Below are 16,066 nucleotides of genomic sequence, written 5' to 3'. Positions count from 1 at the left end.
GCGACAGCCACTCTGACCTGGTCGGAAAACCGTGGGATCAGTTCTTCTGGATCTGGTCGAAGCTGAGCTCGACCGGGGTCTCGCGGCCGAAGATCTCGACGAGGCCCTTGACCTTCTTCGAGTCGGCGTTGATCTCGTTGATCGTGGCCTGGAGGGTGGCGAAGGGGCCGTCGGTGACGGTGACCGAGTCGCCGACCTCGAAGTCCAGGACCTGGACCTCCAGCTTGCGGGCCGGAGCCGGCTTGCCCTCGGCCTCGGCGGCTTCGCGGGCGGCCTTCTCCTCGGCCTCCGGGGCGAGCATCTTGACGATCTCGTCCAGGGTCAGCGGGTACGGGTCGTAGGCGTTGCCCACGAAGCCGGTGACGCCGGGGGTGTTGCGGACGACGCCCCAGGACTCGTTCGTGAGGTCCATGCGGACGAGCACGTAGCCGGGGAGCTTGTTCTGCTTGACGTTCTTCCGCTCGCCGCCCTTGATCTGGACGATCTCTTCCTCGGGGACCTCGGCCTGGTAGATGAAGTCCTCGACGTTGAGCGAGACGGCGCGCTGCTCCAGGTTGGCCTTCACGCGCTTCTCGTAGCCCGCGTAGGTGTGGATGACGTACCACTCGCCGGGAAGGGTGCGCAGCTCCTCGCGGAGCGCGGCGACCGGGTCGACCGGAGCGGCCTCCTCGGCCTCCTCCTCGGTCTCTTCCCCGGCCTCGGCGGCGGCCTCGTCGGCGTCGGCCTCGTCCTCGGCGAGCTCGTCCTCGACGGTCTCGTCGGCGGCGGCCTCGTCCGCAGCGTCGTCAGCAGCGTCGGCCCGGTCCTCGTCGGCGGCCTCGACGATGTCCAGCTCGTCCTCGACGGACTCGGACTCGAAGGCGTCGTTCAGGTTCGCGTCAGACACGGTGGCTGCTTCTTCCTGCGATACAGATGGGGTGGAACAAAAAGTCAGCCGAAGACGTACTTGACTGCTTCCTGGAAGCCATAGTCAATCACGGTGACGAGGCCGATCATGATGACGACGAAGATGATCACCACGGTGGTGTACGTCGACAGCTGGCTGCGCGTGGGCCAGACGACCTTGCGGAGCTCGGCGATGATCTGGCGGTAGAAGAGCGCGAGGCGGCCCAGGGGGCCCTTATTCCCGCGCTTTCCGCCCTTGCGGGACTTCTTCTTCGACTCCGCCGTCTCGTCGTCGGCATCAGGCGTGTCGATGGAGCCTACGGCGTCCGTCACGATGTCTCACCTGATTCCGGGTCGGCCGTGCCGCGCCCGGGTGGAGCCGCACGGCGGTGCAATGAAGTACGTACATGCGCACAACACCTGGCGGTGTGTGTAGCAGGGCCGGAGGGACTTGAACCCCCAACCGCCGGTTTTGGAGACCGGTGCTCTACCAATTGAGCTACGACCCTTTGTCAGTTACCCAACCTACCGCATCGTGAGACGCGGCCGGTGCGGACCAACGAGGAGTGAGCATACGTGGTCATGGGCCCCTACGTCGAACAGAAACCGCGCCGACCTGCCGACGGGCGCGCGTACGACCGGGAATGACCGTTCCTGTCCGCTCCGTGAAACCTGTGTGTCCGCCGCCGAGGCGGTCTGGGACGATGGCCGCATGAGCGCTGCTACCCCTCCCACCGAGCGTCGGGTCTCCGCCCGGATCGGTGCGATCTCCGAGTCCGCCACCCTCGCCGTAGACGCCAAGGCCAAGGCCCTCAAGGCCGCCGGCCGCCCGGTGATCGGTTTCGGCGCGGGCGAGCCCGACTTCCCGACCCCCGACTACATCGTCGAGGCGGCCGTGGAGGCCTGCAAGAACCCCAAGTACCACCGCTACACCCCGGCCGGCGGCCTGCCCGAGCTGAAGTCCGCCATCGCCGCCAAGACGCTGCGCGACTCCGGCTACGAGGTCGACGCGTCCCAGATCCTGGTGACCAACGGCGGCAAGCAGGCGATCTACGAGGCCTTCGCCGCGATCCTCGACCCGGGCGACGAGGTCATCGTCCCGGCGCCGTACTGGACGACGTACCCCGAGTCGATCCGCCTCGCGGGCGGCGTCCCGGTCGAGGTCGTGGCCGACGAGACGACCGGCTACCGGGTCTCGGTGGAGCAGCTGGAGGCGGCCCGCACGGAGAAGACCAAGGTCGTCCTCTTCGTCTCCCCCTCGAACCCGACCGGCGCCGTCTACAGCGAGGCCGACGCCGAGGCGATCGGCCGCTGGGCCGTCGAGCACGGCCTGTGGGTCCTGACGGACGAGATCTACGAGCACCTGGTCTACGGCGACGCGAAGTTCACCTCGCTGCCGGCGATCGTGCCCGAGCTGCGCGACAAGTGCGTCGTGGTCAACGGCGTGGCGAAGACGTACGCGATGACGGGCTGGCGCGTCGGGTGGATCGTCGGCCCCAAGGACGTCGTGAAGGCCGCCACGAACCTGCAGTCGCACGCCACGTCCAACGTGAGCAACGTCGCGCAGGTCGCCGCGCTCGCCGCCGTCTCCGGGAACCTGGACGCGGTCGCGGAGATGCGCACCGCCTTCGACCGGCGCCGCCGGACGATCGTGCGGATGCTGAACGAGATCGACGGCGTCGTCTGCCCGACCCCGGAGGGCGCGTTCTACGTGTACCCCTCGGTCAAGGAGCTGCTCGGCAAGGAGATCCGCGGCAAGCGCCCGCAGAGCTCGGTCGAGCTGGCCGCCCTGATCCTGGACGAGGCCGAGGTCGCGGTCGTCCCGGGCGAGGCCTTCGGCACCCCCGGCTACCTGCGCCTGTCGTACGCGCTCGGCGACGAGGACCTGGTGGAGGGCGTGTCCCGGATCCAGAAGCTCCTGGCGGAGGCGACGGACTGATCGCAGCCGTGCACGGGCCCCGGTTCCTCCGAACCGGGGCCCGTTTCTGCGTTCGGGAGGAACCCGATCGGGGAAAGGGGCTGTCTTCGCCCGTTCGGGTGCGGCAGGATCGGTCGATGGAGCACGACTACCGCGACCTCACCCTGTTGCCCAAGGCCCATCTGCACCTGCACTTCACCGGTTCGATGCGGCCCACGACGCTGATCGAGCTGGCCGACAAGTACGGCGTGCACCTCCCCGAAGCGCTGAGCAGCGGTACGCCCCCGAAGCTGCGGGCGACCGACGAGCGCGGCTGGTTCCGCTTCCAGCGGCTCTACGACATCGCCCGCTCCTGCCTGCGCGCGCCGGAGGACATCCGGCGGCTCGTCCGGGAGGCGGCCGAGGAGGACGTCAGGGACGGCTCGGGGTGGCTGGAGATCCAGGTCGACCCCACCTCGTACGCCCCGCACCTCGGCGGGCTCATCCCGGCCCTGGAGATCATCCTGGACGCGGTCGAGTCGGCGTCCCGGGACACCGGGCTCGGGATGCGGGTCCTGGTGGCGGCGAACCGGATGAAGCACCCCCTGGAGGCGCGCACCCTGGCCCGTCTCGCGGTGCGGTTCGCGGACCGGGGCGTGGTGGGCTTCGGGCTCTCCAACGACGAGCGCCGGGGCATGGCCCGGGACTTCGACCGGGCCTTCGCGATCGCCCGGGACGGCGGTCTGCTCGCGGCCCCGCACGGCGGCGAGCTGACGGGTCCGGCGTCGGTGCGGGACTGCCTGGACGACCTGCGGGCGGCGCGGGTCGGCCACGGGGTGCGGGCGGCGGAGGACCCGGGGCTGCTGCGCAGGCTCGCCGAGCGCGGGGTGACCTGCGAGGTCTGCCCGGCGTCGAACGTGGCCCTCGGGGTGTACGAGCGGCACGAGGACGTACCGCTGCGGACCCTCTTCGAGGCGGGGGTGCCGATGGCGCTCGGCGCGGACGACCCGCTGCTCTTCGGCTCCCGCCTGGCGGCCCAGTACGAGATCGCCCGCCGGCACCACGGCTTCACGGACGCGGAACTGGCGGAACTGGCCCGGCAGTCGGTACGGGGCTCGGCGGCACCGGAGGGCGTACGGGAGAAGCTGCTGGCGGGGATCGACGACTGGATCGGCGCCGATCCCGCCCGGGGCCTGTCCTAGAGCTCGACGCCCACCGTGACGGGCTCGTTGACGAGGGTGATCCCGAAGGCGTCCCTGACTCCGGCGACGACCTCGCGGGCGAGGGCGAGCAGGTCCTCGGTGGTCGCCTCGCCCCGGTTGGTGAGGGCGAGCGTGTGCTTGGTGGAGATCCGGGCGGGCCCGGTGCCGTACCCCTTGGTGAACCCGGCCCGGTCGATCAGCCAGGCCGCCGAGGTCTTGACGCGGTCGCTCCCGTCCCCGGCGGGGAAGGCGGGCGGGGTGACGTCGGGGCCGAGGCGCCCGGCCACGCGCGCGAGGAAGGCCTCGTACTGCTCGGGGTCGAGGATCGGGTTGGTGAAGAAGGAGCCGGCCGACCAGGTGTCGTGGTCCTCCGGGTCCAGGACCATGCCCTTCCCGGCGCGCAGCTTCAGGACGGTCTCGCGGGCGGCGGCGAGCGGGACGCGGTCGCCGGCCCCGACGCCGAGGGCGCGGGCGGTCTCGGCGTACCGGAGCGGCGCGGAGAGCCCGTCGGCGTCCTCGAGCTCGAAGCGGACCCGCAGCACGACGTACCGCTCGGGGTGTTCCTTGAAGCGGCTGTGCCGGTACGAGAAGGCGCACTCGGCGTTGGTGAGCGTGACCGTCTCGCGGGTGGTCCGGTCGTACGCGACGACCTCGGTTACGGTGGCGGAGACGTCCTGCCCGTACGCGCCGACGTTCTGGATCGGGGTGGCCCCGGCCGAGCCGGGGATCCCGGCCAGGCACTCGATCCCGGCGAGGCCGGCCTCGACGGTCCGCGCGACGGCGTCCGTCCAGACCTCTCCGGCGGCCAGCTCCAGGCGGGTCCCGTCGAGGGAGAAGCCGGTGGTGGCGATCCGCAGCGCGGTGCCGTCGAAGCCCTTGTCCCCGATGACCAGGTTGGATCCGCCGCCGATGACCAGCAGCGGCGTCCCGGCGTCGTCGGCCTCGCGGACGGCCGCGATCACCTCGTCGTCGGTGGTGGCGGTGACGAGGCGGGAGGCGGGGCCGCCGAGGCGGAAGGTGGTGAGGGGGGCGAGGGGGGCGTCATTGAGGAGCTGCACGAGGACAAGAGTACGTACGGGGTGCGACCGCGGCTGCGATCGCACCCCGTACGCAAGTGCGGGTCTCAGGCGAGCCGCACCACGGCCCGGCTCATCCCCAGGACCTTCTGGCCCGCGCTGGTCGCGGTGAGGTCCACCCGTACCAGGCCGTCGTCCAGCTTGGCGGCGACCTTGGCGGCGACCTCGATCAGGGCGCCGGTGTCGTCGTTGGGGACGACGACGGGCTTGGTGAAGCGGACGCCGTACTCGACGACGGCGGCGGGGTCGCCGGCCCAGTCGGTGACGACGCGGATCGCCTCGGCCATGGTGAACATGCCGTGGGCGATGACGTCGGGCAGGCCGACCTCGACCGCGAACTTCTCGTTCCAGTGGATGGGGTTGAAGTCCCCGGAGGCGCCGGCGTACCGGACGAGGGTGGCGCGGGTCACGGGGAAGGTCCGCGCGGGCAGCTCGGTGCCGACCTCGACCTCGTCGTAGGCGATCTTCGCGGTCATGGTCAGGCCTCCTCGGGCGCTCGGGAGACGAGCTTGGTCCAGGCGGTGACGACGTGCTCGCCGGTCTCGTCGTGGACCTCGCCGCGGATGTCCAGGATGTCGTTGCCGGCGAGGGACTTGACCGCCTCGATGGTGGAGGTGACCGAGAGCCGGTCGCCGGCCCGTACGGGACGGGTGTAGGCGAACTTCTGGTCGCCGTGGACGACCCGGCTGTAGTCGAGGCCGAGCTGCGGGTCCTCCACGACCTGTCCGGCCGCCTTGAACGTGATGGCGAACACGAAGGTGGGCGGGGCGATCACGTCGGGGTGGCCGAGTGCCTTGGCCGCCTCGGTGTCGGTGTACGCGGGGTTGGCGTCCCCGATCGCCTCGGCGAATTCGCGGATCTTCTCGCGGCCGACCTCGTAGGGCGGGGTGGGCGGATAGGTCCGGCCCACGAAGGACTGGTCGAGCGCCATGGACTCGATACCTCCTGGATCTGTTGCCGACAAACGACACGAGGCCGCCCCCGGAAAGGGGACGGCCTCGTGTACGAGCCTGGTTAGCGCGTCTCGCGGTGCGCGGTGTGCGAGTTGCAGCGAGGGCAGTGCTTCTTCATCTCAAGACGGTCCGGGTTGTTACGCCGGTTCTTCTTGGTGATGTAGTTCCGCTCCTTGCACTCCACGCAGGCCAGCGTGATCTTCGGGCGGACGTCGGTGGCAGCCACGTGAGTGCTCCTTGGACGGACGGTTGGACGGATGAACGCATAAAAGGGTAGCCGATCGAAGGACCGACCCCACAATCGGCTACCGTGTGTAGCGGTGACCGGACTTGAACCGGTGACACAGCGATTATGAGCCGCTTGCTCTACCGACTGAGCTACACCGCTTTGATGATCCGGATCCCGCCCGAAGGCGGGTCCTTCTCACCAGAGCCCCAATACGGAATCGAACCGTAGACCTTCTCCTTACCATGGAGACGCTCTACCGACTGAGCTATTGGGGCGAGCGAGGAAGACATTACACGGTCCCCGGCCCATCTCCCAAATCCGTTTCCCGGAGCCGCTGCGACCCTTCCCGTCCGGTGTCACGTACGCCACTCGTGCCCCGATCGGGTACCCCCGCCGCGCCCTTCCCCGCAGGTCACCGCGGGCGCCCCTAGGCTCGGGCGCACGCCGGGTGGTACCCGATCCCGAGGAGGCCTGAGGAGCCGGATGTCAGCCGACAGGAAGCAGCCCCAACCGCCCGAGGACGGGGCCGCGACCGGCGCCGGCACGACCTCGCTCCTGCTCTCGCGCGCGCGGCTCGCCGACGGGCGGACCGTGGACGTACGGATCGCGGGCGACCGGATCGAGGCCGTCGGGGCGGCGGGCGGCCTCGGGCCCGTGACCGCGGGCGCCCGGGTGGACCTCACGGGGTATCTGCTGCTGCCCGCGCCCGCCGAGCCCCACGCGCACGCCGACACGGCGTTCTCCGCCGGCTCCCCCGGCCCCGGGCCCGTGTCGTACGGCGTCCCGTACGACGGGGAGGAGGTGCGGCGCCGGGCCACGGAGGCCGCGCTGCTCCAGCTCGGGCACGGCGCGACCGCGCTGCGCGCGCACGTGCGGATCGACGACGGGCAGGGCCTCGGGCCGCTGGAGGAGGTGCTCCGGGCCCGGCGTTCGCTGCACGGCCTCGGCGAGCTGCTGCCCGTCGCCGTACCCCGGCTGCTGACCGGGGCGGCGGGCGCGGACGGGCGGGCGCTGCTGCGGGACGCGGTGCGGAGGGGTGCGGTCGCGGTCGGTGGCCGGCCGGACCTGGACCCCGATCCGGCCGGGCACGTGGCGGCGGCCCTGGAGGTCGCGGCGGAGCACGGCGTACCGGTGGACCTGCACACGGAGGGGGACGATCCGGCGTGGCTGGCCCGGCTGGCGGCGATGGCCGGGGGGCTGGGGGCCGGGGTGACGATCGGACCGTGCGCGGGGCTGGCCCGGCTCCCCGCCGGGGTGGCGGGTCGGGCGGCCGAGCGGCTGGCGGCGGCCGGCGTGGCGGTGGTGTGCCTGCCGCAGGGCGGGTGCCGGGACGCGGGGTCGCGGGGCGTGGCGCCGGTGGGGCTGCTGCGGGCGGCGGGGGTGCGGGTGGCGGCCGGGAGCGGGGCGCTGCGGGACGCGGCGAACCCGGTGGGGCGCGGGGACCCGCTGGAGGCGGCGTACCTGCTGGCGTCGCAGGGCGGGCTCGCGCCGGAGGAGGCGTACGGGGCGGTGGGCGCGGAGGCGCGGGCGGTCCTCGGGCTTCCGGAGGTGCGGGTGGAGGCGGGCTTCCCGGCGGAGCTCCTGGCGGTGCGGGGCGAGCGGCTGGCGGGCGTGCTGTCCCTGGCGTACAGCCGGATCGTGGTGCACCGGGGGCGGGTGGTGGCGCGGACGAGCGCGGTGCGGGAGTACTGCGACTCGGCGGCGGCGCTCGACCTGCCGCGGCAGGCGCGGACGAAGCGGCCGCCCGAGCCGGGGAGCCCGCAGGCCGGTCCCGTCGTACGGTCGTGAGTATGCGCATCGTCATCGCTGGAGGACACGGACAGATCGCCCTGCGCCTGGAGAGGCTGCTCTCGGCGGGCGGACACGAACCGGCGGGGATCATCCGCCGGCCGGAGCAGGCGGCGGACCTGCGGGAGGCGGGCGCCGAGCCCGTCGTCCTGGACCTGGAGACGGCCTCGTCCCACATGGTGGCCGACGCCCTGCGGGGCGCGGACGCGGTGGTCTTCGCCGCGGGCGCGGGCCCGGGCAGCGGCGCGGACCGCAAGGACACGGTGGACCGGGGGGCCGCGGTGCTCCTCGCGGACGCGGCGGAACGGGCGGGGGTGCGGCGGTACGTGGTCGTCTCCTCGATGGGCGCGGACGCGTCCCACCCGGGCGAGGAGGTCTTCGACACCTACCTGCGGGCCAAGGGCGCGGCGGACGACGAGATCCGTTCGCGCACGGCCCTGGACTGGATGATCCTGCGCCCCGGCGCCCTCACGAACGACGCGGGCACGGGCCTGGTCCGCCTGGAGGCCCGCACGGGCCGCGGCCCGGTCCCCCGCGACGACGTGGCGGCGGTCGTCGCGGAACTCCTGGAGACCCCGGCGACGGCCGGCCTCACCCTGGAACTGACCTCGGGGTCGACGCCGGTCTCGGTGGCGGTGAAGGCGGTGGCCGGAAACTGACCTCGCGGGGGTGTCCCCGGGGAGGCCAGGAGGAGACCTCGCGGGGGTGTTCCCGGGAGGTCAGGAGGAAAGGACCTCTCCGACGAACTCGAAGATCCGGGCCACCCACTTCTTCACCCGGTGCCAGCCGTTGCAGTACCGCCTCCGCCGCCACCAACGGCGCTGCGGAACCGGCCGCTTGCACCACTTGCACGCCAGCGGCCCCACTTCGATCTCGATCGCCCCCATGGACCGGGACCCTAGCGCCCCGGCCCGTACGACGAGAGCCCGCACAACGAGAGAAGGTCCCCGGTACGAGTACCGGGGACCTTCTTCATCGCGTGGCGGCGCCAGGATTCGAACCTGGGTAGGCTAAGCCGACGGATTTACAGTCCGCTCCCATTGGCCACTCGGGCACACCGCCATGGGATCGCTGCCCTGTAGATCCGCCTTCCGGCGGTGCTCCGTGGCAACGACGTAAACAATACCTGATCCCCGGGGGTGCTCCGCCACCGGATTGATCAGCGGTTCGGGCCGTCGCTCACCCCCTAGGCTTTGCGCTGTACCCCACAGCATCCGAGCAAGGAGCCACGAGTCATGGCCGACTCCAGTTTCGACATCGTCTCCAAGGTCGATCGGCAGGAGGTCGACAATGCCCTCAACCAGGCCGTCAAGGAGATCTCGCAGCGCTACGACTTCAAGGGGACCAACGCCTCGATCTCCTGGTCGGGCGAGAAGATCCTCATGCAGGCGAACGGCGAGGAGCGGGTCAAGGCGATCCTCGACATCTTCCAGTCCAAGCTGATCAAGCGCGGGATCTCGCTCAAGTCGCTGGACGTCGAGGGCGAGCCGCAGCTCTCCGGCAAGGAGTACAAGCTCTTCGCCTCGGTCACCGAGGGCATCTCCCAGGAGAACGCCAAGAAGGTCGCGAAGACCATCCGCGACGAGGGCCCCAAGGGCGTCAAGGCGCAGGTGCAGGGCGACGAACTGCGGGTCAGCTCGAAGAGCCGCGACGACCTCCAGGCCGTCCAGGCGCTCCTCAAGGGCAAGGACTTCGACTTCGCGATCCAGTTCGTGAACTACCGCTAGGGCCTGTCCGGCGGCGAAGGTCGTGTCCGAATCCCGCCAGCCTTCGGGTCGGCGGGCCCGCACACTGGGCGTGGAAGGCCCGTGCGGGAGAGGAAGCAGTCATGACCGTGTACGCGTACGTCGACGGCCCCCTGGGGGCGATGCTGCTCGTCGGGCGGCTCGCGCCGGGGGGTCGTGCCGTGTTGCGCTCGCTGTCCCTGCCGGGGCAGAAGGGGGCCGTCGCGGTCGAGGACGGGTGGACGCTCGCCCCCGGGGCCTTCGAGGAGGCCGCCGGGCAGTTGGGGGAGTACTTCGCCGGGGAGCGGGAGCGGTTCGAGCTGCCCTGCGACGACGGTGCCGGGACGGAGTTCCAGCGGCGGGTCTGGCGGGCCCTCGAAGAGGTGCCGTACGGCTCCACCGTCTCGTACGGGGAGATCGCCCGGCGGGTCGGTTCGGCCGGGGCCGGGGTGCGGGCCGTGGGGACCGCGATCGGGCGCAATCCGCTGCTCGTGGTGCGGCCCTGTCACCGGGTGATCGGGGCCGACGGGGCCCTGCGCGGGTACGCCGCCGGGGTCGAGCGCAAGGAGCGGCTGCTGGGCCTGGAGGGGGCCCTGGTGTGAGTGAGGGGCTCTTTCCGCGGGACCGGGTCCTCGTGGCTCCCGGGGCCGTGCACGTGCCCGCGTGGCTCCCGTTCTCGCGGCAGCGGGAGCTGGTGGACGCCTGCCGGGAGTGGGGGCGCGGGCCCTTCCCGTACCGGCGGACCGTGCTGCCGGGCGGGGGCGTCATGTCGGTGCGGTCGCTGTGTCTGGGGCGGCAGTGGGTGCCGTATCGGTATCTCGACGCCGTGGGGGTGCCACTGCCCGAGTGGCTGGTTTCGCTCGGGCGGGAGGCCGTCGCCGAGGCGTACGGGGAGCACGGCGGTTTCGCGCCCGACACCGCGCTGGTGAACTTCTACGCGCCCGAGGCGCGGATGGGGATGCACCAGGACCGGGAGGAGCGTTCGAGCGCGCCGGTGGTGTCGCTGAGCCTCGGGGACCGGTGCGTGTTCCGGTTCGGGAACGCGGAGGGCCGGGGGCGGCCCTACCGGGACGTCGAGCTGGTCTCCGGGGACCTGTTCGTCTTCGGCGGGCCCTCGCGGTGGGCGCACCACGGGGTGCCCCGGGTGTTTCCCGGGACCGCCGAGCCCGGTCTCGGGTTGCGGGGGCGGCTCAACATCACCCTGCGGGAGACCGGGATCCCGCGGTCCGGTCAGTAGCCCTGCGGGACGTGGACGCCCGCGGCACGGTCCGTGGAGACGATCTCCTTGCCGAGCGGCAGCAGCGAGACCGGGATCAGCTTGAAGTTCGCGATGCCCAGCGGGATGCCGATGATCGTGAGGCAGAGGGCGATGCCCGTGGTGATGTGGCCGAGGGCCAGCCACCAGCCGGCGAGGATCAGCCACAGGACGTTGCCCACGCAGGAGGGCGCGCCCGCGTCGCGGCGGTCGACGACCGTCTTGCCGAAGGGCCACAGGGCGTAGAGGCCGATGCGGAAGGCGGCGAGCCCGAAGGGGATGCCGATGATCGTGATGCAGAGCAGGAGTCCCGCGAGCATGTAGCCGAGGAACATCCAGAAGCCGCACAGGATCAGCCAAATGACGTTCAGGATCGTCTTCACGGGCGTCGACCTGCCATCTGTTCGAGCCGGGCGATGCGTTCGGCCATCGGCGGGTGGGTGGAGAACATCTTGGAGAGGCCCTGGCCGGGCCGGAACGGGTTCGCGATCATCATGTGGCTCGCGGTCTCGATCCGGGGCTCGGGCGGCAGCGGCAGCTGCTTGGTGCCCGCCTCCAGCTTCCGCAGGGCGCCCGCCAGGGCGAGCGGGTCGCCGGTGAGCTGGGCGCCGGAGGCGTCGGCCTCGTACTCCCGGGAGCGGGAGATGGCCAGCTGGATGACCGAGGCCGCGACCGGGCCGAGGATCAGGATCAGGAGATAGCCGAGGAGGCCGGGGCCGTCGTCGTCGTTGGAGCGGCCGACGGGGATCAGCCAGGCGAAGTTCACCAGGAACATGATCACGGAGGCGAGCGCGCCGGCGACCGAGGAGATCAGGATGTCCCGGTTGTAGACGTGGCTCAGCTCGTGCCCGATGACCCCGCGCAGCTCGCGCTCGTCCAGGAGGGTGAGGATGCCCTCGGTGCAGCAGACGGCGGCGTTGCGCGGGTTGCGGCCGGTGGCGAAGGCGTTGGGCGCCTGGGTGGGCGAGATGTAGAGCCGGGGCATGGGCTGGCGCGCCTGCGTGGAGAGCTCGCGCACCATCCGGTAGAGCGCGGGCGCCTCGAACTCGCTGACCGGGCGGGCGCGCATGGCCCGCAGCGCCAGCTTGTCGCTGTTCCAGTACGCGTACGCGTTGGTGCCGAGCGCCACGACGAGCGCGACGATCAGTCCCGTACGCCCGAAGAAGCTGCCGATGACGATGATGAGGGCCGAGAGCCCTCCGAGGAGTACGGCGGTCCTCAGCCCGTTGTGCCGGCGGTGCACGGTACGCCCTCCAGGTGGTGCGGCAGGGGAACCCTTTTCTGCGTGGTGGTCCACTCCCCCAGTGGACCCTCCCGTACTGGTCAACGCCAGGCGGGAGGCTCGGGTTCCCCCGGCCGCGCCGGGGGGCCGCCGTGGGCCGTCCGGGTGGTCAGCGGGGCGCCGGGACCTCGACCTTCTCCAGGAGGGTGCCGACGGGCTCGACCTCTCCGGTGCAGAAGGCGCAGCGGGAGGCGATGGCCGGGATCTCGCTGTAGCAGTGGGGGCAGTCGCGCTTCTCCGACTTGGGGTCGGCCGCCTCCTCCTTGGCGAACCTGTGCTGGATCTTCGTCATGGGGACGACGATCAGGAAGTAGAGGACCGCGGCGGTGATGACGAAGGCGATGGTCGCGGAGATGGCCAGGCCGTAGGGGAAGACGGTCCGGCCGACGTGGAACGTCGCGTCGTTGAAGTTGCCGACGGAGCCGGTGGCGAGGCCGATGAGCGGGGTGATGAAGGCCTTGCTGAAGCCCGTGACGACGGAGGTGAACGCCGTTCCGACGGCCAGACCGATGGCCATCGAGATGACGTTCCCGCGAAGTATGAAGTCCTTGAATCCGTTCAGCACGGGGTCCTGCTCCTGGGTTCTGCTCGGGTGGGGGTCAGAAGAGCGTCGTCGTCGCGAAGCGGAGGGCGAACTGCGGGTAGCCCGACAGGACGGCTCCGGCCGCGGCGGTCAGCGCGATCGCCAGGGTGACCGGCGCGGAGGGGCGGTGGAGGGCGGCGCTGCCCTTCCCGGCGCCTTCCGGGACCGCTGCCGGGGCTTCTCCCCGCGCTCCCGCCGGGACCTCTCCCGGCGCCTCCTCCGGCGCTCCTTCCGGGGTGCGGAAGAGCAGGGCCGTCCAGCGGAGGTAGTAGTACAGCGCGATCACGACGTTGAGCGCCATGACCACGGCCAGCCAGCCCAGGCCCGCGTCGACGGCCGCCGAGAAGACGGTCACCTTGGCGAAGAGGCCGATGATACCCGGGGGCAAACCGGCCAGATTCAGGAGGAAGAAGGCGAGCGCGAGGGCGGCGGCGGGGCTCGCCGCGTACAGGCCCCGGTAGTCCTCGATCCGGTTCCGGGGACGCGCGCGCGCGACGAGCACGACGACCGCGAAGGCGCCGAGGTTCACGACGGCGTACATCAGGGCGTACGCGACGGTGGCGCCGATCTGGTCGTCGCTGGAGTACGCGGCGGCCGCGATCGGCACCAGGAGGTAGCCGGCCTGGGCCACGGAGGACCAGGCGAGGAGCCGGACCGCGCTCCACGCGCGCGTGGAGGACTGGCGCAGGGCGGCGACGTTCCCGGCGGTCATGGTGAGCGCGGCGAGCACGGCGAGCGCCGGGCCCCACACGTCCGCGTACGAGGGGAAGGCGACGACGGCCACCAGGATCAGGCCGGTGAAGCCGACCGCCTTGCCGACCACGGAGAGGTAGGCGGCGACGGGCAGCGGGGCGCCGACGTAGGTGTCGGGGACCCAGAAGTGGAAGGGGACGGCGGCCGTCTTGAAGGCGAAGCCGACGAGGGTGAGGGCGACGCCCGCCTCGGCGAGGGTCTGGAGCTGCCCGGGGACCTCGTCGAGGCGCTGGGCGATCTCCGTGAGGTGGAGGGTGCCGGTCGCCGCGTACACGAAGCTCGCGCCGAGCAGGGTGACGGCGGTCGCGGTGACGGAGGAGAGGAAGAACTTGAGGGCGGCCTCGCCGGACCTGCGGTCGCCGCGCCTGAGGCCGACGAGCGCGAAGGCGGGCAGGGAGGCCACCTCCAGGGCGACGACGAGGGTCGCGAGGTCCCGGGAGGCGGGCAGCAGGGCGGCTCCGGCGGCGGAGGAGAGCAGCAGGAACCAGTACTCGCCGGCCGGGAGGGGCTCGCGGGGCGACGGCTTTCCGCTGGCCGGGAGCCTCTCGCGGGTCTCGTCCAGGGAGAGCAGCGCGGTGAGGAGCGCTCCGCCGAGGACGAGGAGCTGGACGACCAGGGTGAAGTGGTCGGCGGTGTAGCTGCAGGCCGTGACCCGGGTGTCGGGGGTGAGGCAGAAGGTGGAGCGGTCGCCGGCCCGCAGGGGGACGAGGAGGGCGAGGGCGGCGGTGAGGCCGGCGATCGCGGTCCAGCCGAGGAGCCGCTTGCGCTCCGGCGGGACGAAGAGGTCGGCGACGAGGACGGCGAGGGCGACCGCGGCCGTGAGGACGGGGGGCGCGATCGTGAGCCAGTCGACGGACTGGACGAGCTGCGACGTCACTGGGTGCCTCCGGCGAGGAGCTTCTGGACGGCCGGGTCGGTGAGGCCGAGGAGGACGGCGGGCCAGAGTCCGGCGAGGACGGTGAGGGCGACGAGCGGGGTCCAGGCGGCGAACTCGTACCCCTGGACGTCGGGGATCGGGGCCTCCCCGGCGGGCCGGGGGCCGCCCATGCAGACGCGGCGGACGACGATCAGGAGGTACGCGGCGGTGAGCAGGGTGCCGAAGGCGCCGATCGCCGTGAAGGCGAGGAAGGCGGGGCGGCTGAGGCCCTCGGCCGGGTCGAAGGCGCCGAAGAGGGCCAGCATCTCGCCCCAGAAGCCGGCGAGGCCGGGCAGGCCGAGGGAGGCGACGGCGGCGAAGGCGAGGAGGGCGCCGAGGCGGGGGGCGCGGCCGTAGAGGGCGGCGCCGGTGGCTCCGGCGAGGGTGTCGAGGTCGGCGGTGCCGTATCGGTCCTTGACCGCGCCGACCAGGAAGAAGAGCAGGCCGGTGACGAGGCCGTGGGCGACGTTGGCGAAGAGGGCGCCGTTGACCCCGGTGGGGGTCATGCTGGCGATGCCGAGGAGCACGAAGCCCATGTGGCCGACGGAGGAGTACGCGATGAGGCGCTTGAGGTCGCCCTTGGCGCCGGGGCGCGCGAGGGCGAGACAGGCGAGCGATCCGTAGACGATCCCGGCGACGGCGAAGGCGGCGAGGTACGGGGCGAAGGTCCGCATGCCGTCGGGCGCGATCGGCAGGACGATCCGGACGAAGCCGTACGTGCCCATCTTGAGCAGGACGCCGGCGAGGAGGACGGAGCCGACGGTGGGGGCGGCGGTGTGGGCGTCCGGGAGCCAGCTGTGCAGCGGCCACATCGGGGTCTTCACGGCGAGCCCGATCCCGATCGCGAGAACGGCGATGACCTGCACGGACGCGGTCAGTCCGCGGCCGTTGTCAGTGGCGAGTGCCACCATGTCGAATGTGCCCGACTTCACACCGATGAGGAGGAGTCCGAGCAGCATGACGACGGAGCCGAGGAGCGTGTAGAGGACGAACTTGGTGGCGGCGGCGCGCCTGCCCTCGCCGCCCCAGCGGGCGATGAGGAAGTACATCGGGATGAGGACCGTCTCGAAGGCCAGGAAGAACAGGACGAGGTCGAGGACGGCGAAGGTGGCGAGGGTGCCGGACTCCAGGAGGAGCAGGAGGGCGACGAAGGCCTTGGGGGCGGGGCCGGCCGGGGGCTTGAAGTAACTGTGGAGCGCGCAGAGGAAGCACAGGAGCGCGGTCAGGACCAGGAGGGGGAGGGAGATGCCGTCGACACCGAGGTGGATGCGCACGTCCAGTGCCCTGATCCAGCTGATGTCCGTCGTGGCCTGCATCCTCGACGGGTGGTCGTGGTCGAAGCCGGCCGCGAGGACGAGGGTGGCGAGCAGGATCGCGCCGGTGACGGTGACGCCGTGGCGCAGGACGGCCTGGTCGGGTGACTTCCCCTTCAGCCCCGGCAGGGCCGGGAGGAGGGCTGCGGCGGCGCCGAGGAGCGGTCCGGCGACGATCAACGCCAGAAGGAACTGCATCACGGATTCGCT

General features: G+C 71.8%; 19 protein-coding genes and 4 tRNA genes. 7 read left to right on the top strand and 16 right to left on the bottom strand.

The window, feature by feature from the left end:
- Positions 1-37: 37 nt before the first annotated feature.
- The 3 genes from nusG to OO47_RS08375 all read right to left on the bottom strand — a co-directional run bounded on the left by nusG (position 38) and on the right by OO47_RS08375 (position 1,394).
- Positions 38-886, bottom strand: a complete 849-nt coding sequence (gene nusG / locus OO47_RS08385; RefSeq protein ID WP_030208947.1) for a transcription termination/antitermination protein NusG — start codon at positions 884-886, stop codon at positions 38-40.
- A 44-nt stretch (positions 887-930) separates the two neighbouring features.
- Entirely contained in the window at positions 931-1,218 is a 288-nt protein-coding gene (secE, locus tag OO47_RS08380) for a preprotein translocase subunit SecE (RefSeq protein WP_033208429.1), read from the bottom strand.
- 103 nt (positions 1,219-1,321) lie between these two features.
- Positions 1,322-1,394 (bottom strand) — tRNA-Trp (locus OO47_RS08375).
- A 203-nt stretch (positions 1,395-1,597) separates the two neighbouring features.
- Between OO47_RS08375 and OO47_RS08370 the strand changes: the two genes are divergently transcribed.
- Both OO47_RS08370 and OO47_RS08365 read left to right on the top strand, forming a co-directional pair.
- Positions 1,598-2,824, top strand: a complete 1,227-nt coding sequence (locus OO47_RS08370) for a pyridoxal phosphate-dependent aminotransferase (RefSeq protein ID WP_030208941.1) — start codon at positions 1,598-1,600, stop codon at positions 2,822-2,824.
- Between the two features lie 116 nt (positions 2,825-2,940).
- Positions 2,941-3,984: an adenosine deaminase gene (locus OO47_RS08365; RefSeq protein ID WP_030208939.1), complete on the top strand. Its 1,044-nt coding sequence runs from the start codon at positions 2,941-2,943 to the stop codon at positions 3,982-3,984.
- Here OO47_RS08365 and OO47_RS08360 read toward each other — a convergent pair.
- From OO47_RS08360 to OO47_RS08335, 6 genes are all read right to left on the bottom strand, one after another.
- Complete coding sequence (locus tag OO47_RS08360; RefSeq protein WP_030208936.1) at positions 3,981-5,042, bottom strand: UDP-N-acetylmuramate dehydrogenase; 1,062 nt, start codon at positions 5,040-5,042, stop codon at positions 3,981-3,983. The two genes, OO47_RS08365 and OO47_RS08360, sit on opposite strands and share 4 nt — an antisense overlap.
- 65 nt (positions 5,043-5,107) lie before the next feature.
- Complete coding sequence (locus OO47_RS08355) at positions 5,108-5,536, bottom strand: MaoC family dehydratase (protein WP_030208934.1); 429 nt, start codon at positions 5,534-5,536, stop codon at positions 5,108-5,110.
- Positions 5,537-5,538: 2 nt separating this feature from the next.
- A complete protein-coding gene (locus OO47_RS08350) occupies positions 5,539-5,991 on the bottom strand; it encodes a MaoC family dehydratase N-terminal domain-containing protein (protein WP_030208932.1) in 453 nt (150 codons plus the stop codon).
- An 83-nt stretch (positions 5,992-6,074) separates the two neighbouring features.
- A complete protein-coding gene (rpmG, locus tag OO47_RS08345; RefSeq protein ID WP_003956487.1) occupies positions 6,075-6,239 on the bottom strand; it encodes a 50S ribosomal protein L33 in 165 nt (54 codons plus the stop codon).
- 89 nt (positions 6,240-6,328) lie between these two features.
- Positions 6,329-6,401 (bottom strand) — tRNA-Met (locus OO47_RS08340).
- 43 nt (positions 6,402-6,444) lie between these two features.
- A tRNA-Thr gene (locus OO47_RS08335) sits at positions 6,445-6,517 on the bottom strand.
- 208 nt (positions 6,518-6,725) lie between these two features.
- Here OO47_RS08335 and OO47_RS08330 point away from each other — a divergent pair.
- The gene (locus tag OO47_RS08330; RefSeq protein ID WP_030208930.1) at positions 6,726-8,030 is read left to right on the top strand and encodes an amidohydrolase family protein; all 1,305 of its coding nucleotides are present in this window, start codon (positions 6,726-6,728) and stop codon (positions 8,028-8,030) included.
- A gap of 2 nt (positions 8,031-8,032) precedes the next feature.
- Entirely contained in the window at positions 8,033-8,689 is a 657-nt protein-coding gene (locus OO47_RS08325; protein WP_030208927.1) for an SDR family oxidoreductase, read from the top strand.
- Positions 8,690-8,749: 60 nt separating this feature from the next.
- Here the strand turns inward: OO47_RS08325 and OO47_RS08320 are convergent, their stop codons facing one another.
- Both OO47_RS08320 and OO47_RS08315 read right to left on the bottom strand, forming a co-directional pair.
- Entirely contained in the window at positions 8,750-8,917 is a 168-nt protein-coding gene (locus tag OO47_RS08320; protein ID WP_158708643.1) for a hypothetical protein, read from the bottom strand.
- A 93-nt stretch (positions 8,918-9,010) separates the two neighbouring features.
- Positions 9,011-9,092, bottom strand: a tRNA-Tyr gene (locus OO47_RS08315).
- Between the two features lie 173 nt (positions 9,093-9,265).
- On the opposite strand from OO47_RS08315, the gene OO47_RS08310 reads away from it, so the two are divergent.
- From OO47_RS08310 to OO47_RS08300, 3 genes are all read left to right on the top strand, one after another.
- The gene (locus OO47_RS08310) at positions 9,266-9,757 is read left to right on the top strand and encodes a YajQ family cyclic di-GMP-binding protein (RefSeq protein WP_030208924.1); all 492 of its coding nucleotides are present in this window, start codon (positions 9,266-9,268) and stop codon (positions 9,755-9,757) included.
- 101 nt (positions 9,758-9,858) lie between these two features.
- Positions 9,859-10,356, top strand: a complete 498-nt coding sequence (locus OO47_RS08305) for a methylated-DNA--[protein]-cysteine S-methyltransferase (RefSeq protein WP_030208921.1) — start codon at positions 9,859-9,861, stop codon at positions 10,354-10,356.
- Entirely contained in the window at positions 10,353-10,991 is a 639-nt protein-coding gene (locus OO47_RS08300) for an alpha-ketoglutarate-dependent dioxygenase AlkB family protein (protein ID WP_030208919.1), read from the top strand. The genes OO47_RS08305 and OO47_RS08300 overlap by 4 nt, the downstream gene beginning before the upstream one ends.
- Here OO47_RS08300 and OO47_RS08295 read toward each other — a convergent pair.
- The 5 genes from OO47_RS08295 to OO47_RS08275 all read right to left on the bottom strand — a co-directional run bounded on the left by OO47_RS08295 (position 10,985) and on the right by OO47_RS08275 (position 16,054).
- On the bottom strand, positions 10,985-11,392 hold the full coding sequence (locus OO47_RS08295) for a YccF domain-containing protein (protein WP_030208916.1): 408 nt from the start codon (positions 11,390-11,392) through the stop codon (positions 10,985-10,987). The genes OO47_RS08300 and OO47_RS08295 overlap by 7 nt on opposite strands.
- Positions 11,389-12,252 carry a zinc metalloprotease HtpX gene (gene htpX, locus OO47_RS08290; RefSeq protein ID WP_030208914.1) on the bottom strand — a complete coding sequence of 288 codons (864 nt, stop codon included), beginning with the start codon at positions 12,250-12,252 and terminating at the stop codon, positions 11,389-11,391. Before htpX ends, OO47_RS08295 begins: the two co-directional genes overlap by 4 nt.
- Before the next feature lie 148 nt (positions 12,253-12,400).
- Entirely contained in the window at positions 12,401-12,856 is a 456-nt protein-coding gene (mscL, locus tag OO47_RS08285; RefSeq protein WP_030208911.1) for a large conductance mechanosensitive channel protein MscL, read from the bottom strand.
- 34 nt (positions 12,857-12,890) lie between these two features.
- Positions 12,891-14,504, bottom strand: coding sequence for an NADH-quinone oxidoreductase subunit N (locus OO47_RS08280; RefSeq protein WP_033208423.1), 1,614 nt, complete (start codon positions 14,502-14,504; stop codon positions 12,891-12,893).
- Positions 14,501-16,054: a complex I subunit 4 family protein gene (locus OO47_RS08275; RefSeq protein ID WP_030208908.1), complete on the bottom strand. Its 1,554-nt coding sequence runs from the start codon at positions 16,052-16,054 to the stop codon at positions 14,501-14,503. The genes OO47_RS08280 and OO47_RS08275 overlap by 4 nt, the downstream gene beginning before the upstream one ends.
- Positions 16,055-16,066 lie beyond the last annotated feature (12 nt).

Source organism: Streptomyces bikiniensis, from assembly GCF_000716625.1.
GTDB lineage: Bacteria > Actinomycetota > Actinomycetes > Streptomycetales > Streptomycetaceae > Streptomyces > Streptomyces bikiniensis.
Note: the sequence above shows the minus strand (reverse complement) of the source record. Positions and strands in the feature narration are given on the sequence as shown.